Consider the following 26152-nt stretch of genomic DNA (forward strand, 5'->3'; position numbering starts at 1 on the left):
GTTACTGCTCGTAGAGATAGGCGGCGAGATCCCTTGCCTCGGCCTCGGAAATCCCGGTTGCCGGCATGGCCGAATTCGCCGAAAACCGTTGCGGAAAAACGATCCATTGCACGAGGTTCTCCGGCGTGTTGTTGACGACGCCGCCGATGTAGACGCGTTGCCGTAGATCGGTCAGCGGCCCGCCGACCTTCCCGTCGGCGCCGGGAACGCCTGGGATAATGTGGCATCCCACACATCCATAGCGGCGAAATATCTCCGCCGCCCGCGTGGGGTCGCCTGATGTCATGGCGATGGCAACGTTCTGCCGCCTCTCCCGGTCTTTGACGATATTGGCTGCGACGCCGATCGAGACCAGTATCAGGACGACACCGGCCATGACGTAGCTAAGGCGAGCATAAGAGATCTGCATTGGCGCCTCTCTTGTCTATTGTATCGATCTGCAGCAACGCCATATCGAGCACCGCAGAACCGGGATCATCAGGATGAAGGTGATCAGTGCGCGCATGGATTCAGCAGCAGCGTCGCCGCCCCCTGTAGAATGAGAGCAAAGGCGAAGACGGCCCCAAACAAGACACCCACATTGCTGATGAAGCTGGCGCTGCGTGAGACAGCGGAGAGATGGCTCCGCCATGAGATCAGCGCGCCTGCCATAGCCAGAGCAGCTGACAGAAAAGTTGCGAATATGATCCATCCGGTTCCCGTGTCGCAATCTGCGGAGGGAAGCATCTGCCCGAGCTGGGTGCTTACGGCCCAGGCGGCCGGGGACAGTGTCAATCCTGAAATTCTTGCGATAGCGACACTCATTGGCGAGGCACCCAATAGATGCAGAGGTAGAGCGGAAGCCAGGCAATGACGACAAAGTTCCAATAAAGCGCGTTGTCCTGGACGTCGCCGTAACGACGGGCGTTGTCGCCGTGCCGGGAAAACATCAGACATGTCAGCACCAGCGTGTCGATCAGATCGGTAAGGATATGCGTCGTATGCAGTCCGAGCAGGGTCCAGACGATCGAGCCATAGGCGTTGTCATCCCAACTGATATGAAGAGCCGGAAATTCGAAAACGCGCAAAGCAAGCGGAGCAATGCCCAAGAGCGACATCACCACGAGGCCGAGCTGTACCCTTCTCAGTTTCTTATGCTTTGCCCAACGCGATACCATCATATTAGGGATGACGCTGATAAGAAGCAGGCCTGTCAGACACGTACCGGCCAGCAAGTCTGGCGGTGGCGCATCGATCGGCCACTGCGGTGCGAGGCTCATCAGGTAGAAGTAGACGGCAATCGCCAGGCCGAAGCCCGACCCTTCGATGAGCATGAAGGCTCCCGTCGCCCACCACGTCGGAGACGCAGTGCCCATCCCGTGCAGGGACAGTTTCGAGACGTCGAGCACAATCCGATCCTTCATGATTCATCCTCCGGGCTGCCCTTTGGCCAGAACCATCCGATCAATGTGACAGCAATCGGAATGGAGCCCCAGACGACGGCCCAAGGCGAGAACATCGACCAGATCAACATGACCGCTGTGGCGATCGCCGCCCAGAGCGGCCAGACGCTGTCACGTGGCGACGACTCGCGCGCTTCCGGCAGCGCTTCGACCACACTCGTCACCAGAAGCTCCCGACGATCCGTTCTCAGCCCGCTTGCAACCGCCAGCTCGCCATCGTTCGGCGAAAGCGCTTCGCGCGCATCCACGACGGGAATGCGGCGAAAATTATAGGACGGCGGCGGCGAAGATGTCGCCCATTCCAGGGTCGTTGCCTTCCAGGGATTGGGGCCGGCGGGCAGGCCGTTTCGCCAGCTGCGGACGACGTCGACGAAGAAAACGAGGAAGCCCAGTGCCAACAGGACCGCACTCAGACTGATGAACAGGTTCAGACCGGCCCAGGGCAGCTCGGGCTGATAAGTGTAGACGCGACGCGGCATGCCCAGCAGGCCGAGAAGATGCATCGGAAAAAACGTCAGGTGAAAACCGATGAAGATCAACCAGAACGCCCAACGGCCCAGCCGTTCGCTCATCATCCTGCCGGTCATCTTGGGAAACCAGTAGTAAATGGCGGCTATCAAGGGAAAGACAGCGCCGCCGATCAGCACGTAATGAAAATGTGCGACGACGAAATAGGTGTCGTGCACTTGGGTGTCAAAAGGAACCGACGCCACCATGACTCCGGTCAGACCGCCGATTACGAATGTGGCGACGAAGCCGATCACGAACAGCAGCGGCGTTCGAAAGACCGGTCGCCCCGCCCACATCGTCGCCAGCCAGCAGAAGATCTGGATACCGGCCGGGATGGAAATCGCCATGCTGGACGCAGTGAAAAAGCTCTCTCCGAGCCGCGGCAGCCCGACCGTAAACATATGATGCACCCAGAGCCCGAACGACAGCACGCCGGTGGCGATCATCGCCATCACCAGCGGGAGATAACCAAAGAGCGGACGCCCGACGAACGCCGGCAGGATGGTCGACACCATTCCGACGGCTGGCAGAAAGATGATGTAGACCTCGGGGTGGCCGAAGAACCAGAACAGATGCTGCCACAGCAGCGCATCGCCCCCTTCCGCCGGGTTGTAGAACTGCGTTCCGACGAGGCGGTCCAGGATCAGCGTCGAACTGGCGAACATGATCGCCGGCATGGCCATGATGACGAGGAACGACATGACAAGCATCGCCCAGACAAGCACCGGGATCCGGTCCAACGACATACCCGGTGCCCGTTGCTTAAAGACGGTGACCACGATTTCAACGGCGACCGCGAGCGCCGAGAGTTCGGTGAAGGTGATCATCTGCGCCCAGATATCGGCGCGTTTGCCCGCACTATATTCGGGTCCCGATAGCGGCACGTAGGCAAACCAGCCGACATCGGGGGCGGTGTCGAGCGCGAAGGACAGCCAGAGCAGGACTCCCCCGAAAAGGAATACCCAATAGGAAAAGGCGTTCAGCCTCGGGAACGCGATGTTGCGGGTGCCGACCATGAGAGGCACGAAGTAAACGCCGATGGCTTCCATCACCGGGACGGCGAAGAGGAACATCATGTTCGACCCGTGCATGGTGAAAATCTGGTTGTAACGGTCGGGGCTGATGAAGCGGGCTTCCGGCTGCGCCAATTGCAGGCGCATGGCGAGCGCAAGCAATCCGCCGAGGATGAGGAAGATGAAGGCCGTCACGATGTAGCGTCGGGCGATGACCTTGTGATCGACGGATGCGACGGCGCCCCAGAAACCCGGGCGCGAGCCCCAGATTGTCGTAAGCTGGCGCTCGACCTCGGCATCGGCAAGCCCGGTATCGGCCGGAACCGCTGAGGCTTGATCCTTTTTCATCGGAGACTTTCCATGTAGGCGGAAAGCTGCCGCAGCTCATCGGCCGTCAGCGGTACCATCGGCATGTTGTTTCCGGGTTTCAGGGTCTGGGGATCGGCAATCCAGGCGGCGAACGAGCCGCGGGTGGTCTCAAGCAGGCCGGCTGCGATAGTGCGCCGCCCCGCGACATGGGTGAGGTCGGGTCCGGTTGATCCCGATGCGGACGTTCCGCGGATCGCGTGACAGGCGGCGCACTGTTTTGCCAGAAAGACCCCTTGCCCGGCGATCGCCTCGGCTTCGGTCGGCGTTGCGGCATCGAGGCGTTGCCTGGCCAACCAGCGCTGATAGTCCGCATCGTCTTCTGCAATGACGGCGAAGGCCATGTGGCCATGCTGAAGACCGCAGAATTCGGCGCACTGGCCACGATAGATACCTGGCCTTTCGGCCCGCAGAGTCAGGGTATTTTCTCGCCCCGGGATAAGATCCAACTTGCCTGCGAGGCTCGGCACCCAGAAGGAATGAATGACATCGACCGCCTGAAGTCGAAGGCGGATGGTTTTACCCACGGGGATGTGAAGCTCGTTCGCCGTCTGGAATATCTGCGTTTGATCGTGATCGGCATAAATGAACTGCCACCACCACTGCTGGGCCCGGACAACGACCGTCACATCGGCGTTTCCACCGCTGTTCAAGGCGCGGGTCGTATAGAAACTTGCCACGGTGAGGATGCCGATGATGAGCGCAGTGGCAGCAGTGGCCGTCGCAACGGCGATCGTCATCGTCCGCTCCGAGCGATTATCCGGGCCCGCGGAGTGGTTCCTGCGGGGCACCAGCGCGAATGTCAAAAAACCCACCACGGCGAGCCAAATGATGGCAGCTACCCACGCAATGAAGATGATCAGGTTCTTAAGCGCAATGGCCGCTTCACCATGAGCGTGGAGTACCGACTGCGCAGTGCTGCACCCGGAAAGCATGATCAATAGCGCGAGCGGCAGACAGCGGAGCTTCACGGCGATGGCCCCTGCTGAGGATGCAGCGGGATTGGACCTTCCTCGAAAAATTTGGCGGCGGGCGCTCGGTTTTCGGCCGGGCGCGTATATCGATCGTCGTTGCGGCCGGGGGCGACAGGGTTGGCGGAATAGGCTCCGATCGTCTTGACATAGCCGGCGAGCTGCCAGATCTGATCGATCGTCATCCTGTCTTTGAAGGCCGGCATCCCATGCGGCCGTCCGTCGCGAATGGAGGCGACGATCGACACCATTGAAGGGCCATAGAGCCACCATCCGTCGAGGAAGGACGGACCAGCCCCGCCTCTGCCGTCACCGTGACAGGACGCACAACCGAACCAGCTGTAGAGCCGCTTACCCTGGCTTAGATCGTAGCCAGTCGCCTCATAAGGCTTGTTGAGCGCAAAATAGATTTCCGGGGGCGCGCCGCTGATCCCGTTTGCCATCAACCGGATACCGTCCAGCGCCGCCGCTACCGGCGGGTCGACACGGTACTGCCTCGGCTCCCGCAGCCAACCGATAGCGGCGGCCAAGATGATGGCAAGGATTAAAACTAAGATGCTCGAATACCAGCCAAGGCTCCCCTTCAAAATCTTCTCCGGCATCGCTTGATCCTCTAGAGCATGATCCCGAACGCATGACCGGATTTCGGATGACATCATGCTCCAGCTATGTATTGTGAAACAGAATTCGGTCTTGGGCCGACTGATCTCCTAAAATCATCCTGTTTATAAGCCATTCACTCGAGTGGTGCTGTTTCACATCGACTGAGGCGGACTGGCAGCAGCTTGTAAGATGGCGTTTTGGCCTTCTCGTCGTGGTGGTCGAGTGGAAAGAGCGGATTGGCTTCAGGGTAATAGGCTGCGCAACATCCGACCGGAATGTCGTAGGGGACAATTCTGAAGCCGGAGATCATGCGTCTAGTCTCGGGCTCAATGGCCGTCGACAGATCGACAAAGTCTCCGGCGACAAAACCCAACCGGGCAATATCGGCGGCGTTCACAAAAACTACGCGGCGCGTACCGTCGATGCCCCGGAAGCGGTCACTGTAACCATAAATCGTCGTGTTGAACTGATCGTTTGACCGTAAGGTCATAAGGTGAAGAACTCGTTCGTCGCCAACGCCTTCGAACTGCGGAAACAGGCGTTGCGGAGTGATGAAATTCGCCTTGCCGTTCGGAGTCACCCAGCGGCGCTCCCTGGCTGGCAGCGGCCGTGGAAAACCGCCGGGCTGGAAGAGCCGCCGGTTGAATCCCTTGAAGGTCTCCGGATATGTCCGCTCGATGGCATCGCGAATCTCGGAATAATCCGCAACCCAGCTATCCCAAGGCACGGGGCTTTCCGGCAACGTCGCCTTCGCGATGCCGGCGATGATGGCCGGCTCGGACAGCAGGTCCGGGCTGGCCGGCGTCGCCCTGCCCCGCGAGCCGTGGAAATGTGCCACCGAACTTTCCATCGACACCGCCTGCGGGCCGCTTGCCTGCTTATCGATCTCCAACCGGCCAAGACACGGAAGAAGGTAAGCGATCTCGCCATGGATGACATGGCTTCGGTTAAGCTTAGTGGCAATCTGCACGGTCAGGCGTAGCTTTCGCCATGCAGCTTCCATCGCCTCCGTCTCAGGGGCTGCGCGCAGGAAATTGCCGCCGAGGCCGACGAAGGCCCGGCTTTCGCCGCCCAGAATGGCTTTGCAGACATCGACGGTCGTGTGACCCTTCCAGCGCGGCGGATCGAAATGATAAAGTTCCGCCAGCTTGTCCAGCGGTACAAGACCCGGCTTTTCGGTTATGCCGACCGTGCGCTGCCCCTGGACATTGGAGTGGCCTCTGACGGCGCAGATATTGGCGCCGGGCTTGCCAATATTGCCCCGCAACAGGGCAAGATTAACCACCATCTGAACATTTTGAACGCCCATGACATGCTGTGTCAGCCCCATCCCATAGACCATAAGAACCGCATCGGAAGCGGCATAGGTACGGGCCGCGTGCGTCATCTGCTCGCGGGTCAACCCTGATACTCGTTCCAATTCTGGCCACTGATAGCCCCGCGCGGCGGCGGCGAACTCCTCGAAGCCGGAGGTGTGTTCGGTGATGAAATCATGGTCCAGGACGTGTTTTCTATCGACCGCCCGCATCGAGGCCGCAAAGGCAACGGCTGCCGCATTGGCAGGATCGCCGGGCACTGCATCGGATCCAGCGACTCTGCTGAAACCGGAGCTATGCAGGGCGTCGTCGGCCTCTATCAAAGCCTTGCAGACGCCAAAGATGGCCGCGACGTCCCCACCGTTCTTGACTTGATAATATTCGCTGGAAATCGGTGTTTCCTTACCCGTCAGCATCTGGCTCGGCGCCTGCGGATTGATGAAGCGCAGTAGCCCCGGTTCTCTCAGCGGATTAAAGGTTACGATCTTAACACCACGGTCGACCGCATCCTGAAGGTCATGCAGCAGACGTGGCGACGACGTTCCGACATTCTGGCCGATATAGAATATGCAGTCGCAATTTTGAAAGTCGGAAAGAACCGCCGTGCCGACGGAAGCGCCGATGCTTTCCGGCAGCGCGACCGATGAACTCTCGTGACACATGTTGGAGGAGTCGGGCAGATTATTGCTGCCGAAGATGCGAGCGAAGAGCTGATACATGTAGCATGTCTCGAGCGAAGCCCTGCCCGACGTATAGAAGTCCACCTTCTCCGGCGAAATCGCCCGCAATTCGCGGCCGATCTCTTCGAAAGCGGCAGCCCACGAGACCGGAACATATTTATCCGCTGTCGGATCCCATCGCATCGGATGGGTGAGACGCCCCTGTTCCTCCAGGTCGTGGTCGCGCCAGCTTTCGAGTTTGGTCAGGGTATGCGCCGCGAAAAAAGCCCGATCTGCTCGTTGATTTGTCGTCTCCCATGTCGTCGCCTTGGCGCCGTTCTCGCAAAATTCAAGCGGATGGGTCTTGGCGGGTTTGGCCCAGGCGCAGCTTACGCACATATATCCATCCGGCTTGTTCTGATGCGCCAAGAGCGCTGGGCCCGAGAGGGGGATATGTTCGCGGACAAGGATTTCTCCCACCGATTTTGCCGAGCCCCATCCGCCCGCTGGCCCGCTGTCAAATCCGATCTTCGGTGTTCTTCTGGGTTTTGACGTCATGGTTTTGAACTATCCCGAGAGTTATCGCAACTGCTGCTGATGCCCTGCGGGGCAGCCGCCGGTCGGACATCCAGTCCTGACACTGGAAGGTCGAATCGACTGCCGCCAGTGTTGCTGCCAAACTCCCGAAAGGACCCGTTGTTCCGCGGTCGCGGAGATGCGGTTGGGACCCGCCGGAATTCTGCCACATCATGCGGTAGTGCACCGATGATCAGGCGGGCCTTGGGCCCCTTTTACGCTGGCGGCGGTTTTGTAGTTCCCCGCCGGTGCATTTTCTCTTCGATCTCGTCCAGTACCTCTTCCGGCCTCACCTGCTCCTTTAGTTCCTCGAGCTCTTCTGTCGTCTCGATTTCGATGCCGAGCTTCTCGGCAATGGCTGAGACCAGGGTCAGCAACTCCGTCGTCTCATGCTCTGCCAGAAGACAGATCTGCAGGTTGAGATCGGCGCGCTTGTCGTCAGCTTCCGCCATACGATTTTGGCTGATCAGCACGAATGTCGAGACGAAAATGGCTTCGACGGAAGCGACCATCGCCAGAATGACAAATGACGGGTCGAAGACCGGCATGAGCGGAAGCAGGCCGGTATTGAAGATGATCCAGAGCGTAACGACCAGCAGGTGCAGGTAGACGAACTTCATCGATCCCGCGAAACGGGTAATGGCATCGGCCACCCGCTCCTGCCGGCTCGATTGTCGCGCCTCCTCCTCTCGCCGCTTCAGCAGAGCCTCGATGTTGCGGTCGAGACGTCTCGATATCGTGCTTTGCTTCTGCTCGGATCTCGGCACCGACATTGAATCTTCCATATTGGGAAATCCAAACCTCCTTGAAAGCAGAGAGTTCCGCGCGTAGCAGTGCTGCTCATTTCACCGGCGAACCGGCGATTCGCGATGGCTTGGCTTCCCGCTCCCGCCGCTTTCACAGCTGTTCAGAGACGACCGGATGAATTCCACGGCCCGCTTACCTATGCCGGGAAGCGCCAGGAGTTCGTCGTCGGTCATGGAGGACAATTTACTGACACGCTTGATGCCGCTGGAAAAAAGCGCTTTGACGATCCAGGCAGGAATTTTGCTGCGGGCGAGCATATCGCTCGAGGCTCCCGGCGGCTTTGATGTCTTCCCTGCTGTTCGAGAGGCCATGTTCATCCCGCAGATGATTTGCGACCGCCAAAACCGGAAAGAGGCTCGGCGGTTCCAGCCGATTCACCGATGACCGCAAACAATTTCGTCCGGTCGCCCCGACGCCGCCGCTTCATCCGCGCCGATAGATGTCGTCGATGATTTCGGCGACCTCGACAAGGCGTTCGCAGGACGGATCGTAAGCCTGACCACTGGCGAGCCGGGCGGCCCAGTCCGCTGCCGCCCGGCCACCCCAATCGTCGGGAGGCCGGACAATTTCTTCGGTCGATGTGCCGCGGAAGCGATAGGCCGCAAAGTCATAGAACGACCCGCCGACGTTCCTGAAAGATGCACCCCCCGATGTTCCGAAGAAGTCGGCGCCGATGACCGCATCGCATCCTGCCTGCAGCCGCCAGGAGCAGGCGAGGCGGAGGACCGCGCCAGTCGCCAACGTCAGGGTGGCAACAGCGAAATCTTCGACATCCCCCGTTGCGCTGATTGGCTCGCCGCCTTTCATCAGGGTACTCGTGGTGTCGACCACCTCGGGAAACTCGAGGCACCAGAGCGCCATGTCGATGAGGTGGACGCCGAGGTCGATCACGCATCCTCCGCCCGACAGCGATTTGTCGTAAAACCAGGATTTGTCGGGACCGTAGGCATTGTGGAAGACCAGATCGGCGGCGAAGACCGTGCCAAGCTCGCCTGATCTGAGCAAATCGCGGATGCGCTGCATGCCTTGCGTGTAACGATAGGAGAAATCGACGCTCAACAGCCTGTCGGCTGATCTGGCGGCGGCCACGACCGCTGCCGCTTCCGCGCCAGATCGGCCGAGTGGCTTCTGACAGAATACTGCAACCCCAGCCTGTAGCGCCCGGATCGACTGCCCGGCGTGCAGGGCGCTCGGAGTGGCGATGACGACGCCGTCGAGGTCGAGCGACAGGAGCGCATCGAGATCGGCGACGATTTCCGCATCCGGCGCAAGGCGCAGGGCTTCTTTCCGCATGTCTTCGGAGGGATCGGCGATGGCAACAGCTTTGGCCATCTGCGTGCGGAGGATTGCTTCCATTCTATTTCTGCCGATCCAGCCGACACCGAGGAAGCCGAGTCTGACAGGCTTGACCCGCATCTGCAGAGAGCGCTCTACCAACCTGTTCATCAGCACGTCACCATCGCCTTGAGGAAACCATCCGGCCTGTCCCGAGTGGCGTCGAGCGCCTCGCCCAGGCCCTCGAGCGGATAAACATGGGTATAGAGCGATGATGGATCGAGCCTGCCGGAAACGACCGCTTCGATCGCCTGGCGCATGCCGCTGATATAAATCCTTGGATCGCGTTCATGAGCATTGATGACGTCGAGGCCACGCCAGTTCCAGAGCTGCATATTGACCTGCCTCGGACCGTCCTGATGGTATCCGGCCACAACCAGCCGGCCGCGCTCCGCGGTCAGTTCGCCGGCGAGATCGAGCGGCCACTGTTTGCCGACCGCCTCTATGACGCGGTCGCAGAAAGCACCGTTGGTCAACACTCTCACAGCTTCGATGATCCGCCAGTGGTCGTCCATCGCCAGTACTTCGGCGGCGCCCATGCGCTTGGCGGTCTCGAGGGAAAACGGACGGCGCGAGATGGCGATGACGCGCGCACCGGCGCCGCTGGCAAGCTGCGTCAGCAAGGCGCCGAGAAATCCGATACCGATAATGGCGACGGTCTGGCCCGGCTCGATGCGGCTGCGCCGGAATATGTTCATCGCGCAGCCGAGCGGTTCGCCCGGAAAGGGTTGGCCGTCGAGCGCCGGCGGCAGCGGCACGACCATGTCGGCATCCGCGATATCGTGGGTTGCGTAGGCATGATATGAGAGTGCAGCGACGTGGTCTCCCAGGCTGAGGCCAGACACCCCTTCCCCAAGCGCATCGATCCTGCCCCATCCCTCGTGACCGAGACCACCCGGCTCCGTCGGAAAGGTCATCCATTCTGGCCCTGCCCAGGGCGCAAGATTGGAAGCGCACACGCCCGACCCTTCGATCCTGATCCTGACCTGGCCCGGCCCTGGCTGGGGAAGAGGCCTCTCTTCGACCGATATTTGTCCGGGGCCGGTGATGATTGCCGCCCGGATCGCTCCCTCGGTCGCCCTTGGCAACACGTTCATGAGTTGCTCCTTCATCTAATTGGCCGGCTTGGTGTTGGCAGACGTCGTTGCCGCAGTGTGGCTCCGATTCCGACCATCGACCTCTCACCAGGTCGCCGCTTCTCAATCTTCGAGACGTTATTTCGCTTATAGATTGGCCGCCGAACCAGCGACGCCGCCAGTTGTTCCGGACGATGTCAAAGAACATGTCAAAGAAGATGACATTGATGCAGGAACAATCTTCGCCTCGGTTGGTTCGGCAGGTCATCTTCAACTTGAGCGGACGGAAATCAGATGGCGATGATCCTTGTAACTGGCGGCTGCGGCTTCATCGGAAGACATGTTGTCGAGGAGCTTCTCGACAATAGGTATGAGGTACGGGTTCTCGATGCATTGATCGATCAGGTTCACGGCGATGCTGAAACGTCGCTGCCGGAGGCTGCCGAAATCATCCGCGGCGACGTCAGAGACAAGACTGCGGTCGAACGGGCTCTGTTGGGTGCCGATGGCGTCATCCACCTCGCTGCGGAGGTCGGTGTCGGACAGTCAATGTACGAGATCGCTCGATATGTCGGGGGCAATGATCTTGGCACCGCGGTTCTTCTGGAGGCGATGATCGGCCGCCGACCCAAACGCGTTGTCGTCGCCTCGTCTATGAGCGTCTATGGCGAGGGCCGCTATGAAACCGCCGACGGTGCGCAGCTCGACCTGGTCAGGCGGCGCAGCGACGAGATCAAGGCCGGTCAATGGAATCCGCGCGGCGCTGACGGCAAAGTCCTGAGGCCGGTTGCGACGGATGAAGAAAAGCCGGTGGATCTCTCCTCGATTTATGCGCTGACCAAGTATGCGCAGGAAAAACAGGTCCTGATCTTTGGCGAAGCCTATGGCCTCGAGGCGGTGGCGCTCCGTCTCTTCAACGTGTTCGGCGCCGGCCAGGCCTTGTCCAATCCCTATACCGGAGTGTTGGCGAACTTCGCTTCAAGGCTCGCCAATGGTCAGCCGCCGATGATCTTTGAGGATGGCGAGCAGCGGCGAGATTTCGTGCATGTGCGCGACGTCGCGCGCGCTTTCCGCCTGGCGCTCGAAAAACCCAATGCGCCGGGACATGTGATCAATATCGGCAGCGGTCAGGCCTATACGATCGCGGAAGTCGCAACGCTTCTCGCCGATGCGATGGGCGTGCCTGAGATCCTGCCCGAAATCATGAACAAGGCGAGGTCCGGCGATATCCGCAACTGCTTTGCCGACATTGCGAAGGCGCGTGAACTGCTCGGCTTTGAGCCGCGCTTCATGCTGGAAAACGCGCTCGGACCTTTCGTCGATTGGGTGAAACAGACCGGAGCGATCGATCGCGGCGCGGAAATGAAGCGGCAGTTGGAGGAAAGGGGGCTGGTATCATGACCATAGCCGCATTGTCCGCCGCGACCGGCACGTCCTCAAGATCCTATGGCTTCGTCGAATGGTTCCGCCCGGGCGAATACGAGCGGACGTCGCAGACGATCGCAGACGTCCGCATCAGCGGCGCCAGCTACTTGCGCACCCATCTGTCATGGGCCGAATACCTCGCTCCGGGTGGCGAAGCATGGTTTGACTGGCTGATCCCGAAGCTTGGCCGCGAGATCGATCTCCTGCCCTGCCTTCACTACACGCCGCCGTCCTTGTCGCGGACCGGAAGGTCCTCCGGCGCACCGGCCGATCTCAAATCCTATGCCGACTTCGTCGACCACGTGCTCACCCGATACGGTCAGTATTTCAGTCATATCGAATTGTGGAACGAGCCTAACAACCTGCTCGACTGGGATTGGCGCGAGGACAAGGACTTCCTGCTGTTTTGCGAGATGGTCGGCGCCGCCGCCTACTGGGCCAAACATCGCGGCTGGCAGCCGGTGCTCGGCGGGCCATGCCCCTTCGACCCCTATTGGCTTAACCTGATGGGCGAGCGCGGTGTGCTCGGCGTCGTCGATGCCGTCGGCTTCCACGGTTTTCCCGGCACGTGGGACAGCGAGGAAGGCACCTGGGGCGGCTGGGACATGCATCTCGGCGAGATGCGAAACATTATCGACCGCTTTAATGACAAGGCCGAGATCTGGATTACCGAAACCGGTTATTCGACCTGGCGCAACGACGAGATGGAGCAGGCACGGCGTTTCGTGAGGGCTCTGAGCGTGCCGGCCGACCGGATGTATTGGTATTCCTGGCGCGATGTGCCGCCGGACGTGCCGGTGCAGGAGGGCCTGTGGTTCGATCCGCGGCACTATCATCTTGGTGCCGTCACCCACGAGAATCAGCCGAAGCTGCTCGCGCGTTTGCTGATGGAAGGCGGCGTCGATCGGCTCGAGCAGGTCGCGCGGCTCGCCACGCCCAACCTCGACAAGGGAGCCGCCCCGATCGTCATCACCGGAGGCTGCGGCTTCATCGGCTCGAACCTCGCCGACAGCTACCTCCAGGACGGCGAAGACGTCGTCGTGCTCGACAATCTCGGGCGGCCCGGCGTCGACCAAAACCTCGGCTGGCTGACCGAGAGGCATGGGTCAAGGCTACATCCGGTGCTTGCCGACGTGCGCGACGCCAGAAGCATCGAGGCAGCCTTCGCCGACGCCAAAGCAGTCTTTCATTTCGCCGCCCAGACCGCGGTCACCACCAGCCTCATTCACCCGATCAATGACTTCGAGGCCAATGCGCGCGGCACGATCAATGTGCTGGAATCGGTGCGAAAGGCCGGTCGCCAGGCTCCGGTGATCTTTGCCAGCACCAACAAAGTGTATGGCGGGCTCGACGACCTTGCCATGCGGGAGGCCGAGGACCGCTACATGCCGGTCGATGAGACCGTCCGATCATACGGGATCGGCGAAGACAGGCCGCTTGATTTCTGCACCCCCTATGGCTGCTCGAAAGGCGTGGCCGACCAATACGTGCTGGACTATGCGAAATCCTTCTCCATCCCGACGGCCGTGCTGCGCATGAGCTGCATCTACGGCCCGCGCCAATTCGGCACCGAGGACCAGGGTTGGGTGGCGCATTTCCTGATCCGGGCGCTCGCCGGCGAACCGGTCTCAATTTACGGCGACGGCAAGCAGGTTCGCGATATTCTTCACGTCGCGGATGCGATTGCCGCCTATCGCGGCGTTCTCGATGGCATTGACGGGATCAAAGGCCGCGTCTTCAATCTGGGCGGCGGTCCGGCGAATGCCGTCAGCGTGCTTGCAGTCCTGCGCGCGATCGGCAGGCTGATTGGGCACCCGGTCGAAACCTCCTTCGACGACTGGCGATCAGGCGATCAGTATTTCTTCGTCGCCGACACCCGCAAGCTGCAACAGACTCTCGGCTGGAGTGCGCGTGTCGGCTGGGAAAGCGGACTGCAGCACCTCGCGGAGTGGCTTGTCGAAAATCGTTTCGGCGGCCGACCGCTCCTGCGCCGCGATCGGAGGGCCTCCGCATGATCCGTCGACGAGTCCGGATTTTGATGACCCTGGATGCGGTTGGCGGCGTCTGGCGCTATGCGATGGATCTCGCCGCCGGGCTTCGGCGCCAGGGGATGGAAATCGTCTTTGCCGGTCTCGGCCCCGCACCGTCGGCAACGCAGACCGCAGAGGCGAAAGCGCTGGGACAGCTGGTATGGCTCGATGCCCCTCTCGACTGGATGGCGTCGAGCAGGGCCGAAATATCAGCCGCGCCCACCGAAATTTCCCGCATTGCCAGGGATTATCACGTCGATCTGCTGCATCTCAACCTGCCGTCCCAGGCCGCCGGGATCGACACGCCGCTGCCCGTAGTCGTCGTGTCCCATTCCTGCGTCGTCACCTGGTTTGCCGCGGTGCGCCAGACGCTGGTGCCGCCGGATTGGGGATGGCAGTGCGATGCAAACAAAGAAGGTTTCGACCGCGCCGATGCCGTCCTTGCGCCAAGCATGAGCCATGCGGATGCACTGCAAGCCGCCTATGGTCCGCTCTCGCGGCTGAGGGTGGTCTACAATGCGAGCCGCGTCGGATCCGACCAGCGTCCAAAGAAGACTTTCGTCTTCGCGGCCGGGCGCTGGTGGGATGACGGCAAGAACGGGGTCGTCCTCGACAGGGCGGCAGCAGCAATGCCCTTGCCCGTCGTCATGGCAGGCTCTTGCTCAGGTCCCAATGGGCAGCGATTGCAGCTCAAAGACGCCGACGATCGTGGGCCGCTCCCCTATCCGAAGACCATCGCCTTGATGCAGAGCGCGCAAATTGTCGTATCGCCGTCCGTTTACGAGCCCTTCGGCCTGACCGCTCTCGAGGCGGCGCGATGCGGCGCGGCTCTGGTGCTGTCTGATATCCCAACCTATCGCGAGCTGTGGGATGGGTGCGCGCTGTTCTTCGATCCGCATGATCCCCAGTCCCTTGCAGCAGCGTGCATGCGCCTCTGCGAAGACGAGCAATTGCTCGCCGAACTCGTGGTGCGATCGCTGGAGCGCTCGCGAGCCTTCAGTTTGGAACGCCAGGCGGCATCGATGCTCGAAACATACGCGCGACTGATGAACGACATTTTCACCCCGGCAACGGCGGAGCAATCATGAAATTCCTGTTTTACACCCATTCGCTTGTTTCGGATTGGAACCACGGCAACGCTCACTTCCTGCGCGGCATCATGCGGGAGCTGACACGCCGCGATCACCAGGCGCTAGCGCTCGAACCCGAGGAATCCTGGAGCCGGAGCAACCTGCTCAGCGATCAAGGGCCGAGGGCGGTCGAGAAATTTCACGAGACGTTCCCGCAGCTTCGTTCGCAAATGTACGGACCGCATTTCGATCACGAGGCGGCGATCACCGAGGCGGACGTCGTAGTCGTCCATGAATGGACGGAGCCGGCTCTGGTGGAACGGATCGGCCAAGCCCGGCGCAGCGGCGCCGATTTCACCCTGTTGTTCCACGACACACATCACCGCGCCGTGTCGGCAAAGAGCGACATCGCCGGACTGACGCTTGAGGATTATGACGGCGTGCTCGCCTTCGGCGAGACGCTGCGGCAGCGCTATCTGCAGGCCGGTTGGGGCAGATCGGTGTTCACCTGGCATGAGGCGGCTGACGACGCGCTGTTTTATCCGAGGCCGGAGATCGAAAAGACAGGCGATCTCATCTGGATCGGCAATTGGGGCGATGACGAGCGCTCCGCCGAGCTGATGGAATTCCTCGTCCGCCCCGCGCGTGAGCTCGGGTTGAAGACGACCGTTCGCGGGGTGCGCTATCCCAAACAGGCGTTTGACGCTCTTGAGGATGCAGGCATCGACTATGGCGGCTGGATCGCCAATGCAGAGGCGCCGCTCGCTTTCGCCGGCCACAAAGCGACCGTGCATATTCCGCGGCGCCCTTATGTCGAAAACCTCCCCGGCATTCCGACGATCCGTGTCTTCGAAGCGCTGGCCTGCGGCATCCCGCTGATCTCAGCACCCTGGCAAGATGCCGAGGCGCTTTTCAGCTCGGGCAGGGATTATCTCGTCGCCGAGAATGGCCGGGAGATGTCGCGCCTGTTGCGTGAGGTGCTAACGGACGATGCTCTCGCGGCTGCGCTGGTCACATCCGGTCTCGAGACGATCCGGGCGCGGCACACCTGCCGGCATCGCGTCGATGAACTCTTCTCCATTCTGGAGCAATGCGGCACGGCGGGCGTCGTCGGCCAGCTGCCAGCCAAGGAGGCTGCCGAATGAAAATCGCCTTTTACGGATCAAGCCTGGTTTCCGCCTACTGGAACGGTGCCGCCACTTACTATCGCGGCCTGCTGCGCGCTCTGGCGCAGAAGGGCTACGACATCACCTTCTACGAGCCCGACGTCTACGAGCGGCAGAAAAACCGTGATATCGATCCGCCCGAATGGTGCAAGGTCGTCGTCTACCAAGGCACCGTCGAGGCGCTGAAGGAGGTGACGGCGGCTGCGGTCGAGGCCGATATCGTCGTCAAAGCCAGCGGCGTCGGTTTCGAGGACGATCTCCTGCTGCAGGAAGTCCTTCGCCATGCCAGACAAGGGGCTCTGAAAATCTTTTGGGATGTGGATGCGCCGGCAACGCTCTCAGAGCTGCGGCAGAGTCCCGAGCACCCGCTTCGCAAATCCCTGGGCCGGATCGACCTCGTCCTCACCTATGGCGGCGGCAACCCCGTGGTCGACGCCTATCGCAGCCTCGGGGCAGCCGACTGTGTGCCGATCTATAACGCGCTCGATCCTCAAACCCATTATCCGGTGCAGGAGGAGGCGCGGTTCACCGCGGATCTTGCCTTTCTCGGAAACCGTCTGCCTGACCGCGAAGCGCGGGTCGAGCAATTTTTCCTCGAGCCGGCTGCCCGCTTGCCACAGCAAAATTTCCTGCTCGGCGGGTCCGGCTGGAGCGACAAATCCATGTCTTCGAATACCGTTCACATCGGGCATGTCCCAACCCGTGACCACAATGCTTTCAATGCGACGCCGAAAGCCGTGCTCAATATTTCCCGCGCCAGCATGGCCGAAAACGGCTTTTCGCCGGCAACCCGCGTTTTCGAAGCCGCCGGCGCCGGCGCCTGCCTGATCACCGACTACTGGCAGGGCATAGACCTGTTTCTCAAGCCCGGTGACGAAATCCTGGTGGCGCGGGACGGCAAGGATGTCACCGATCTTCTGACCGGCCTGACATGGCCGCAGGCTAAGGCGATCGGACAGCGGGCGCTGAGACGCGTGCTTGCCGAACATACCTATAGCAATCGCGCCGAGACCGCCGATGCCATCTTCCGCGCCCGCGCCACGCGAGCGGAGGCTGCCGAATGACCAGTCCTCTTGATATCGTCATCCTCGGCCTCTCCTTGTCGTCCTCCTGGGGCAATGGTCACGCAACGACCTATCGCGCCCTCATCGGCGGCTTGCGCGCTGAGGGGCACCGGGTGCTGTTCCTGGAACACGATGTGCCCTGGTATGCAGCGCATCGAGATCTTCCCGACCCTGACTTCTGCCAGCTCGTCCACTACAGCGACATCGATGAGATGATCGAAAAACATGCCGATCGTATCAAGGCGGCGGACGCGGTCGTCATCGGGTCTTATGTGCCCTCTGGCGTGACAGTCATCGACAGGATCGCCGCCCTGAAGCCGCGGCGCCTTTGCTTTTATGACATCGATACGCCGGTCACGCTGGCGAAACTCGACCGTGGCGACGAGGAGTATCTGGCGCGCCGACAGCTTGCGACCTTCGACGGCTACTTCTCATTTTCCGGCGGTGACGTGTTGGCTAGGCTCGAACGCAGATACGGCGCGCGCAAAGCGATCGCTCTCTACTGCTCCGTCGATGCGAGCCGATACAAATCGACCGGCGAAGCCTTCCGCTGGGATTTCGGCTATCTCGGCACCTATAGCCCCGACCGGCAGCCAACGCTGGAGCGGCTGCTGATCGAGCCTGCCCGGCAGCTGCCGCATCTAAGCTTCGTGGTTGCCGGTCCTCAATATCCCGGGGATATCGACTGGCCGCCAAACGTCGAGCGCATCGAGCACCTGCCTCCCCCTGATCATCCGAGCTTCTACAGCCGGCAGCGTTTTACGCTGAACGTCACTCGAAGCGACATGATCGCAGCGGGCTGGTCGCCGAGCGTGCGGTTGTTCGAGGCCGCTGCCTGCGGCACGCCGATCATCAGCGACGACTGGCGCGGCCTGGACGAGCTCTTTGCCGACCGTCAGGCAATCATCATCGCCAAAGGATCGGGGGATGTCGTCGACGCCCTGACAACCACCTCTGCCGCAGGGCGTCGTGCGCTGGCTTCGGCCGCCGCGGCGACGGTGATGCAGCGCCATACCGGCGAGGTGCGGGCTCGTGAACTCGCCGCCGCCCTGCGAGAACTGCCAGAAGAAGGGGTGAACGACAGCGCCCCCGAACCTCAATCCATTTCAGCCTAGGAGACGCATGATGCTGCAAAGGACGCGAAACGGAAGAGTGAAGACTGTGCTGGTCGCCGGAGGAGCCGGTTTCGTCGGTTCGCATTTATGCGATGCGCTGCTGGCACGCGGCGACCGAGTGATCTGTGTCGACAGCTATATCACCGGATCGGAGGACAATGTCCGGCCGTTGATCAACCATCCGAAGTTTCGTTTGGTCGAAAAGGACATCTGCCATCTCCATAGCCTCGACGAGCCTTTGGACCAGATCTACAACCTCGCCTGTGCGGCATCGCCCCCACAATACCAGGCAGACCCGGTGCATACGATGATGACCTGTGTCGCGGGCACCGGCAATTTGCTTTCGCTGGCCGAACAGCATCATGCCTCGCTCCTGCAGGCGTCGACGAGCGAGGTCTATGGCGATCCCGTCGAGCATCCGCAGACGGAGGACTATCGCGGCAATGTCAGCTGCATAGGCCCGCGCGCTTGCTACGACGAAGGCAAGCGGGCGGCGGAAGCGCTTTGCTTCGATACGCTGCGGGCCGGCAAGGTGGACGCACGTGTTGCCCGCATCTTCAACACCTATGGGCCGCGTATGCAGCCGAGCGACGGGCGGATCATCTCCAATCTGCTGGTGCAGTCCATATCAGGCGCGCCGCTGACAATCTATGGAAGCGGCGATCAGACGCGCTCCTTCTGCTTCGTCAGCGACCTCGTCGCGGGCCTGATGGCGCTGATGGATGTCGATCCCAATCCGGGCGTCCCGGTCAATCTCGGCAATCCCGGCGAATTCACGATCAACCAGCTGGTCGATATGGTGTTGGCCATGGTGCCGTCGACATCCGTTGTCGTCCACAAGCCGCTGCCGGAAGACGACCCTCAGCGCAGACGGCCCGATATCTCACGGGCAAAAGAACTTCTCGACTGGCATCCGACGATTCCGCTTGCCGAAGGTCTTCGTCTGACCGCCGAGTGGTTCATCGCCGCGGCCCGTCCTGACGGCGGCTTCGATGGCGCGCAGGTCACGCGGCGGTCGACTTGGCGGCGGCGTGCAAAAGCCGGACGCACCGCGATCGGCGTCTGACATGCGAGCGATAAATGACAAAGGAGAGCCGAGATGGATGCAGCACAGCCGACGAGAGATCAGGAGCTGCAAAAGCGGATTCAGGAACTCGGGCCGTGGTTTCAGAATTTGAACATCGGCGGCCACATGACAGCGGCCGATCATTTCCTCGGAGATTATCCCACCTTCAAATGGAAAGGGTTCCAGCATGTGCTGCCGGCCGATCTCAGCGGCTTCACCGTGCTCGATGTCGGCTGCAACGCCGGCTTCTATTCCCTCGAGATGAAACGCCGCAACGCCGCCCGTGTCGTCGGCATCGATCCCGACCCGCGCTACCTGGCGCAGGCCCGCTTCGCGGCGGAACAATTGCAAGCGGAAATCGAATTCCGGCAGATGTCGGTCTATGACGTCGCCCGACTAGGCGAGAAATTCGATCTGGTAATCTTCATGGGTGTGCTCTATCACCTGCGACACCCCCTGCTGGCGCTGGATCTTCTTTATGAACACGCTGTCGGTGACATGATGCTGTTCCAATGCCTCCAGCGCGGCGACGAGCGCATTCCCGACCTTAGGGAAGATTACGACTTTTCAGAATGGAACATCTTCGACCAGCCTGAATATCCGAAGCTTTTCTTTGTCGAAGAACGCTATGCATCCGATCCGACAAACTGGTTCATTCCCAACCAGGCGGCGGCCGAGGCAATGCTGCGCAGCGCCGGCTTTCGAATTGACGCCCATCCGGAACGCGAGGTCTATCTTTGCCGACGAGGCCAACGCCATTATGCGGTAGAGCCGCCCCTGGTAGTAATGATCTAAAGACTATCGTTGCTGCGGATCGCCACTGCGACGAGGAATGGATTTCAATGAGGCGGAAAGCCTGCCGCAGCATGCGGTGCACTGGCCCCAACCCGCTGCCTGCTGAGCCGTAGCCGAATATCGAAATGGTTGAGGGTGCCGGGCAGATCGTCGACTGTCAGAGATGGCTGAAGCAGCATGACATCAGTCCCCGACAACAGCGTGCCAATGGCAAGGCTTGCAATCGTCGGTACGAGGTTGTGGGCTGGACATATGGCAGCGCCGGCGCTGAAAGGCACGAATCCGATCGCCGGCAACGCGTCGTTCGGTCCCCAGATACTCGGTTCCATGCGGTTGGCATAAGCCCACTCCGGATCCCGGTGAAAAAAAGGCGCGAAGATAACGACGCCAGTGCCGCGCGCCACGGTCCTATCGCCGGTTTTGATATCCGCCGTCAGCTCTCTGAGAATGACGGGGGTCGTCGGCCAGAGGCGCAGCGCCTCGAGCAGGCAATTGCGCGTGAAAGGACGATCAAGTTCGGGATCTTTGGCTTCGTCAACGGCTTTGGCCCAGTAGCTCGGATGGCAGGCAAGCAGCGCAAGCGTCCGGAAAATGGTAATTCCGGCAGCGTCGAAGGCAAACAGCCATTGGGCCACTTGGCTTTCCAAACCGAAATCGCTGCCTTTCGGCAGCCGACCGATCAGACTGCCCTCTCCCGGCTGGCGCAGATATTGGCCGAGCTGCTGCTGAAACTGCCGGCGCTTGCGCCGATCGATGGAAGCTGCAAAAGCCCAATTCGCCCGGCTTCGAAGGTCGTTCAAGGTCTTGGTCAAAGTGACGTCGTTGCGTGCGAGATCGCCGAGTACGATCCGGCGGACAATCCGGAACCAGGCTTGCGAGAAAGCTGACCAATCGAGTTCGTTCCGGCCGTCGGAACCGATGCCGTTCAAAACCTCCAGGAGTTCGGTATCAACGATGGCCTTGAAGCGGGCCGTAGATGGATGCAGCCGGTCCGCGCTTGCCAAAGCATGTTCATGGATCGGCCGAAGCTCGGCTCGCTGCGAGGCGTCTGAAATGAGCACGTTTTCCGGTTCGAAATGCGCAAGAGCGGCACGCTTCTCCCGGGTTGCCGTGTCAAATGGCTGGGGCGAACACTGGAGCACCGTCGAGACGTCGACAGGGTCAAGGATAAGCAACTGCGGCCGGAATGGTATAGGCAAAAGGAGAGGTGCCCGACCATATTTTTTCACCAGCCGCGGCATCTGCTTGACGGCGCCGGTATCCAGACCCTGCCGCTGTGCCAGGCGTTCCATAATCGGGCGGCGAATGATGATGCCTTTGGCAGCCGTCGGAACCATGATAGCCGCAACCACGCGCAGTGTGTCGATCCAGCTGGCGCGATTTATGCGGGCGAAGCCGGCGGGTCTTGCATTGGAAAAGACGGCTTGGTTGCGAGAATTCATGACCGCAAAGCCCCTTGCTGCATGGGATATTTGATCGGCTTCATTTCCGAACCAGGACAACGGCCGATTGTTCCGGTCTGAATCACTGATCCTTGATACATGATGCAACTTGGAGACAGCGGAACAGAAGTCGGCTCACCGCGTTGTGTCGAGCGCATAGATGCGTGGAGGCCCCATGCCTGATGAACCAGCCGCAGACGCACCTGACCTCGAACCGCGAAAAGGCAGCCCAAGCCCTCGCCTCGACGAGAGCGAATTCAAGACGCGTTTCCTGAGCCAGTTCATGGATGCAGCGTATCAGCCCCTGGAAGCCGAACTCGGCAAACTCGCCGCGGCTGCCTGGGATGCTTACGCCCATTCGCGAAAGAGTCCCATAACCAGAAAGGCTGGACCAGGCTTTGCCGATCCAGACTATGATCTCGCCGTGAATTGGATTGTGGCCAGCGGCGAAATTCGCGCTGCGCAAGCGCGCTTCGAGGACGAGCGCGCGCCATCGCGCGTCCTTCTCATCAACGGTTCGTCGCGAAGCGAACATACCTGTCCGGGCGAGCTTTCGAAAAGTTTTCGGATGGTCGAAATCGCCAAGGAGGTGTTCGCCGCCGCCGGCGCCATCGTCAATGTCCTCGACCTCAGTCGCATCGCTTCCGAATACGGCCGACAGATCCATCCGTGCAAGGCGTGCTTCTCGACATCGGCCGCACTCTGTCATTGGCCGTGCTCCTGCTATCCGAATTACTCGCTCGGACAGATCCACGATTGGATGAACGATATCTACCCAATGTGGGTCGAGGCCCATGGCATCATGATCGTCAGTCCGGTGAATTGGTACCAGACGTCCTCGCCGCTGAAACTGATGATCGACCGGCTTGTCTGCGCCGACGGAGGCAATCCGGATCCGACAAGCACGCATGGAAAACATGCCAAGGAGGCCAAAGAGCTTGAGATGCAGGGATGGGACTATCCTCGCCATCTTTCCGGCCGCCTGTTTTCGGTCGTCGTCCACGGCGATACCGAAGGTGTCGAGAATGTCCGCCACAGCGTTTCGAACTGGCTGACGTCGATGGACCTCATACCGGCAGGAGCATTGGTCGAGGTCGAACGCTACATCGGCTATTGGGAGCCCTACGCCACCAGCCACGACGCCTTCGAAAGAGATAAAGCCTTTCAGGAGGAAGTGCGCAATGCCGCCCGGACGCTGTTGGAAGGCATCACGTCACGACGCAACAGCAAGATGGTGACGGCGGGAAGGCGGTTGAAGCAGCCGCGTGAGAAATGAGCGGCAGCCCGACGGGTCTAGACGTGATTGCCGATCTCGTTAGACCCGTCGGGATAATCTACTCCTTGCCCGAACCTGGTTCAGCCATCTTGGCATGCTGATGCGCAAGAATGCTCGCCGGCGTCACCTTGGCAACGGCTGCCTGCAGCTTATTCTTCCAGCCGCTCACGACATCGCCTTCGCCGTCCATCATGGCGTCAAAGCCGATCTTGGCAACCTCGGCGGGATCATCCTTTTTGGCCTGTCCGACGGAGGTATCCATGAGGTCGGCGCGCCTGAAAAATTCGGTGTCGGTCGCGCCGGGCATCAGGCAGCTGACGGTCACGCCGGTCTCTTTCAACTCCTCGCGCAACGCGAAAGAGAAGCTGTTGATGAAAGCCTTTGTGCCATTGTAGACGGCCTGATAGGAACCAGGCATGAAACCGGCGATGGAGCCGGTCAGCAGAATGCGACCCTCGCCGCGGCTGCGCATCAGGTTGCCGATCTGTTGGACGAGATAAATGGTGCCGACGATGTTCGTATCGACGACTTTCCGGACCTGCGCAAAATCCTGGTCGAGGAAACCGTTGCCGAGGCCGCGCCCGGCATTGGCCATCAGCAGATCGACCGACCGCCCAGAAGCTTCGATGGCTTCCATCAGCCGGTCGACGCCTTCTTCGGTGGAAAGATCGGTTTCGATCGCCTCGACCGAAGTGCCAAATTCCTTGAGGCTCGCCGCTGCTTGCTGGATGCGTCTCTCGTCGGCGGCGATAATCACATCATAGCCTTCCTGCGCCGCGCATTTGGCAAGTTCATAGCCAATACCCGTCGAGGCGCCGGTGATCACCGCGAGACCTTTGCCAGGTTCATTCCTATCCATGTTTTGTCTCCTAGAGTTCGGAAAAGCTGCAGCCACCGAACCTGAAAAGAGAGGGTATGTTCCGGCGAGGGGCGGCGTCTCGAACGTGTGGTGCGGGAGCTCGGTGGTGCGCCATGTGGCTCCCGATGTTCAGCCGCATAAAAGGACGGCTGTGTGATGATTGCTGATTGGCGGCTGGCGGAACAGGAGCGGCATCAGTCGATGAGTTGGTTCCCCAGCAGCGATTGCAGGGTTTCGCGGGCGCGGCTGACGCGGCTTTTCAAGGTGCCAACCCGGCAGCCGCAGATCCTGGCGGCCTCTTCATAACTCGTTCCGGCGGCGACCAGCGTCAGGGCACGGCGTCTGTCGTCGGAGAGGCGCGTCAATGCCTGTCGCAGTTCGCGCTCGCGAAGCGCCCACTCCTGGCTTGGCGCGATTGCGACTTGCTCCATCGTCACATCCATCCCGACCGGCTCGCGCTGCCGGCGACGATAGTTGCTGCAGAACGTATTTCGAAGGATGGTGAAGAGCCAAGATTTAAGAGAGGTGCCGGGATGGTAGAGATGAATTGAATTCAGTGCCTTCAGCAGCGTTTCCTGCACGAGATCATCGATGTCGTCCTCACTGCGCAGGAATCTTCGGGCAAACGCGTGCAACGCCGGTGTCAGTTCAACAATCTCCAGCTCGACCGAGGATGTTTTTTGGCAATGCGACGCGGGACGTGGTGAAGATAAAGACGTCATTTTTCTCTCCTGGGATGAAAGGAAAGTTCCGGACATCTTAATTGTTGCTGTACGATAACGGACGAAAATCTCATTTTCGCTCATCGGCATACCTCTTCCAAAGCAACAGGACGCACAAAGATGCCGGAAGGCAGTGGCAGATCGTCCAAAGGCATCGCTGGTAGGCGACACGATCCAGACTTGAAACGACGATCCGGCAAAAATCGTTCCTGCGGCGATGCCGCAGCATTGATAACGCTCACGTTATCCGGCGAGGTCCGTGCGTAAGGTGCCAGATCTCGTGAAAAGATAGGCAGGGCAGGAACAACAAACGCCGGCAATGGTTTGATCTATCGCCGACTGCAACCCTTTGAGTCGGCCTCGTCCTTGGCCGGACAGAGATGGCGCCGCCGTTACCGGGGCGTCATCTCCGCGCTCAAATGTTCGACCGGCGAGAGCTCATTAACAGCCATAGGAGGACTCAATGGCAACCGAGAAGACCCTAAACGATCTGTTCCTCGACACGCTCAAGGATATTTATTACGCCGAAAAACAGATCCTGAAGGCGCTGCCGAAAATGGCCCGCGCCGCCCAGTCGGAGGAAGGCAAAGCCGGTTTTCTGCAGCATCGGGACGAGACCCAAGCCCAGGTCGAACGTCTCGAACAGGTGTTTGAAATGATCGGCAAGCCGGCACGTGGCAAGACCTGCGAAGCCATTCAGGGAATCATTGCCGAAGCTGATGAGATCATGGAGGAGTTCAAGGGCACGGTTGCCCTGGATGCCGGACTGATCTCTTCGGCTCAGGCCGTGGAGCACTACGAGATCGCTCGCTATGGCACGCTGATCGCATGGGCAAAGCAACTCGGCCTCAAGGACGCCGTCCCGCTGCTGCAGGCAACACTTGCGGAAGAAGAGGCGACCGACAAGAAACTCACGCAGATTGCCGAGTCCACAGCAAATGCCAAGGGAAAGCGAGCGGCCTGATACGGTAACGCGCCTTCACGGCCGCCGCATGGCGGCCGTTTATCGTTTTGCACTCGGCCTCGGCGATAGACGGCAAGCCATCATGCCCCAATGCTAGATGAGTTCGATATGAGCGTAATCAGTTTCGATAAACTCCGCGACAGGCGCGAACGGCCTGACGCTCAATTCGTCCGAACGGACGACCACGGCCAGGTAATGTATCTCTTCGCACTTGAATACGAGATGGGCCAATCGACTTGGTCTGCCAAGATCTGGGCCTATTCATTTGAAGATGCCGAAATGCGGGTGAAGGCAATGCGTGAGAGCCTTACGGTCTGCGGGCAGATGCATACGTCGATAGGCACTTAATCGACCGAAAAGCAATCGATCGACGGTGGACAGCTAGATCCGCCGCTCCTGACTTTCCTGATAAGGCTGGCAACGCGGCGTCGCATGCCCTACCGAGAGCTGCAACACTCTCCGTTGCCTCGCGAACATATCGGCT

The 26152-nt window shown here is 60.4% G+C and carries 23 protein-coding genes; 11 read left to right on the forward strand and 12 right to left on the reverse strand.

Annotated features, from left to right (window positions below; genetic code table 11):
- Position 1 precedes the first annotated feature (1 nt).
- From N2600_RS20085 to N2600_RS20115, 7 genes are all read right to left on the reverse strand, one after another.
- On the reverse strand, positions 2 to 409 hold the full coding sequence (locus N2600_RS20085; RefSeq protein WP_017967250.1) for a c-type cytochrome: 408 nt from the start codon (positions 407 to 409) through the stop codon (positions 2 to 4).
- 391 nt (positions 410 to 800) lie between these two features.
- Entirely contained in the window at positions 801 to 1403 is a 603-nt protein-coding gene (locus tag N2600_RS20090) for a cytochrome c oxidase subunit 3 (protein WP_162115705.1), read from the reverse strand.
- Positions 1400 to 3313, reverse strand: a complete 1914-nt coding sequence (gene ctaD, locus N2600_RS20095) for a cytochrome c oxidase subunit I (RefSeq protein ID WP_260297221.1) — start codon at positions 3311 to 3313, stop codon at positions 1400 to 1402. The genes N2600_RS20090 and ctaD overlap by 4 nt, the downstream gene beginning before the upstream one ends.
- A complete protein-coding gene (coxB, locus tag N2600_RS20100) occupies positions 3310 to 4302 on the reverse strand; it encodes a cytochrome c oxidase subunit II (RefSeq protein ID WP_162115707.1) in 993 nt (330 codons plus the stop codon). The genes ctaD and coxB overlap by 4 nt, the downstream gene beginning before the upstream one ends.
- Positions 4299 to 4904: a c-type cytochrome gene (locus N2600_RS20105; protein ID WP_162115708.1), complete on the reverse strand. Its 606-nt coding sequence runs from the start codon at positions 4902 to 4904 to the stop codon at positions 4299 to 4301. The genes coxB and N2600_RS20105 overlap by 4 nt, the downstream gene beginning before the upstream one ends.
- 134 nt (positions 4905 to 5038) lie before the next feature.
- Positions 5039 to 7438: an FdhF/YdeP family oxidoreductase gene (locus N2600_RS20110; protein ID WP_260297222.1), complete on the reverse strand. Its 2400-nt coding sequence runs from the start codon at positions 7436 to 7438 to the stop codon at positions 5039 to 5041.
- A gap of 233 nt (positions 7439 to 7671) precedes the next feature.
- On the reverse strand, positions 7672 to 8229 hold the full coding sequence (locus N2600_RS20115) for a DUF1003 domain-containing protein (RefSeq protein ID WP_170282042.1): 558 nt from the start codon (positions 8227 to 8229) through the stop codon (positions 7672 to 7674).
- 205 nt (positions 8230 to 8434) lie between these two features.
- On the opposite strand from N2600_RS20115, the gene N2600_RS20120 reads away from it, so the two are divergent.
- Complete coding sequence (locus N2600_RS20120) at positions 8435 to 8647, forward strand: hypothetical protein (protein WP_170282043.1); 213 nt, start codon at positions 8435 to 8437, stop codon at positions 8645 to 8647.
- Between the two features lie 39 nt (positions 8648 to 8686).
- Here the strand turns inward: N2600_RS20120 and N2600_RS20125 are convergent, their stop codons facing one another.
- Both N2600_RS20125 and N2600_RS20130 read right to left on the reverse strand, forming a co-directional pair.
- On the reverse strand, positions 8687 to 9709 hold the full coding sequence (locus tag N2600_RS20125) for a Gfo/Idh/MocA family protein (protein ID WP_260297223.1): 1023 nt from the start codon (positions 9707 to 9709) through the stop codon (positions 8687 to 8689).
- Entirely contained in the window at positions 9709 to 10695 is a 987-nt protein-coding gene (locus N2600_RS20130) for an MDR/zinc-dependent alcohol dehydrogenase-like family protein (protein ID WP_222296022.1), read from the reverse strand. Before N2600_RS20130 ends, N2600_RS20125 begins: the two co-directional genes overlap by 1 nt.
- A gap of 273 nt (positions 10696 to 10968) precedes the next feature.
- On the opposite strand from N2600_RS20130, the gene N2600_RS20135 reads away from it, so the two are divergent.
- From N2600_RS20135 to N2600_RS20170, 8 genes are read left to right on the forward strand one after another with little or no spacing between them, the layout of a single operon-like run.
- Positions 10969 to 12075, forward strand: a complete 1107-nt coding sequence (locus N2600_RS20135) for an NAD-dependent epimerase/dehydratase family protein (RefSeq protein ID WP_260297224.1) — start codon at positions 10969 to 10971, stop codon at positions 12073 to 12075.
- Positions 12072 to 14114: an NAD-dependent epimerase/dehydratase family protein gene (locus tag N2600_RS20140; RefSeq protein ID WP_162115714.1), complete on the forward strand. Its 2043-nt coding sequence runs from the start codon at positions 12072 to 12074 to the stop codon at positions 14112 to 14114. Before N2600_RS20135 ends, N2600_RS20140 begins: the two co-directional genes overlap by 4 nt.
- A gap of 23 nt (positions 14115 to 14137) precedes the next feature.
- Positions 14138 to 15217 carry a glycosyltransferase family 4 protein gene (locus N2600_RS20145; protein WP_260111077.1) on the forward strand — a complete coding sequence of 360 codons (1080 nt, stop codon included), beginning with the start codon at positions 14138 to 14140 and terminating at the stop codon, positions 15215 to 15217.
- Positions 15214 to 16344 (forward strand): CgeB family protein, encoded by a 1131-nt coding sequence (locus N2600_RS20150; RefSeq protein ID WP_260297225.1) that lies wholly within the window; start codon positions 15214 to 15216, stop codon positions 16342 to 16344. Before N2600_RS20145 ends, N2600_RS20150 begins: the two co-directional genes overlap by 4 nt.
- Positions 16341 to 17429, forward strand: coding sequence for a CgeB family protein (locus N2600_RS20155; protein ID WP_222280633.1), 1089 nt, complete (start codon positions 16341 to 16343; stop codon positions 17427 to 17429). Before N2600_RS20150 ends, N2600_RS20155 begins: the two co-directional genes overlap by 4 nt.
- Positions 17426 to 18544: a CgeB family protein gene (locus N2600_RS20160; RefSeq protein WP_017967234.1), complete on the forward strand. Its 1119-nt coding sequence runs from the start codon at positions 17426 to 17428 to the stop codon at positions 18542 to 18544. Before N2600_RS20155 ends, N2600_RS20160 begins: the two co-directional genes overlap by 4 nt.
- Before the next feature lie 10 nt (positions 18545 to 18554).
- The gene (locus tag N2600_RS20165) at positions 18555 to 19610 is read left to right on the forward strand and encodes a UDP-glucuronic acid decarboxylase family protein (protein ID WP_162115715.1); all 1056 of its coding nucleotides are present in this window, start codon (positions 18555 to 18557) and stop codon (positions 19608 to 19610) included.
- Between the two features lie 33 nt (positions 19611 to 19643).
- On the forward strand, positions 19644 to 20405 hold the full coding sequence (locus tag N2600_RS20170) for a TIGR04290 family methyltransferase (protein ID WP_162115716.1): 762 nt from the start codon (positions 19644 to 19646) through the stop codon (positions 20403 to 20405).
- Positions 20406 to 20449: 44 nt separating this feature from the next.
- Here N2600_RS20170 and N2600_RS20175 read toward each other — a convergent pair whose 3' ends face one another.
- Positions 20450 to 21847: a cytochrome P450 gene (locus N2600_RS20175; RefSeq protein WP_260297226.1), complete on the reverse strand. Its 1398-nt coding sequence runs from the start codon at positions 21845 to 21847 to the stop codon at positions 20450 to 20452.
- A 175-nt stretch (positions 21848 to 22022) separates the two neighbouring features.
- Between N2600_RS20175 and N2600_RS20180 the strand changes: the two genes are divergently transcribed.
- Positions 22023 to 23123, forward strand: a complete 1101-nt coding sequence (locus N2600_RS20180; RefSeq protein ID WP_260297227.1) for a flavodoxin family protein — start codon at positions 22023 to 22025, stop codon at positions 23121 to 23123.
- A gap of 58 nt (positions 23124 to 23181) precedes the next feature.
- On the opposite strand, the gene N2600_RS20185 is transcribed toward N2600_RS20180, so the two are convergent.
- Positions 23182 to 23982: an SDR family NAD(P)-dependent oxidoreductase gene (locus N2600_RS20185; RefSeq protein ID WP_222280630.1), complete on the reverse strand. Its 801-nt coding sequence runs from the start codon at positions 23980 to 23982 to the stop codon at positions 23182 to 23184.
- Positions 23983 to 24176: 194 nt separating this feature from the next.
- A complete protein-coding gene (locus N2600_RS20190; protein WP_170262995.1) occupies positions 24177 to 24704 on the reverse strand; it encodes a sigma-70 family RNA polymerase sigma factor in 528 nt (175 codons plus the stop codon).
- A 463-nt stretch (positions 24705 to 25167) separates the two neighbouring features.
- Between N2600_RS20190 and N2600_RS20195 the strand changes: the two genes are divergently transcribed.
- Positions 25168 to 25668, forward strand: a complete 501-nt coding sequence (locus N2600_RS20195) for a YciE/YciF ferroxidase family protein (protein ID WP_017967227.1) — start codon at positions 25168 to 25170, stop codon at positions 25666 to 25668.
- Positions 25669 to 26152 lie beyond the last annotated feature (484 nt).

This window comes from Rhizobium sp. WSM1274 (assembly GCF_025200775.1).
In the GTDB taxonomy this organism is placed as follows: Bacteria; Pseudomonadota; Alphaproteobacteria; order Rhizobiales; family Rhizobiaceae; genus Rhizobium; species Rhizobium leguminosarum_I.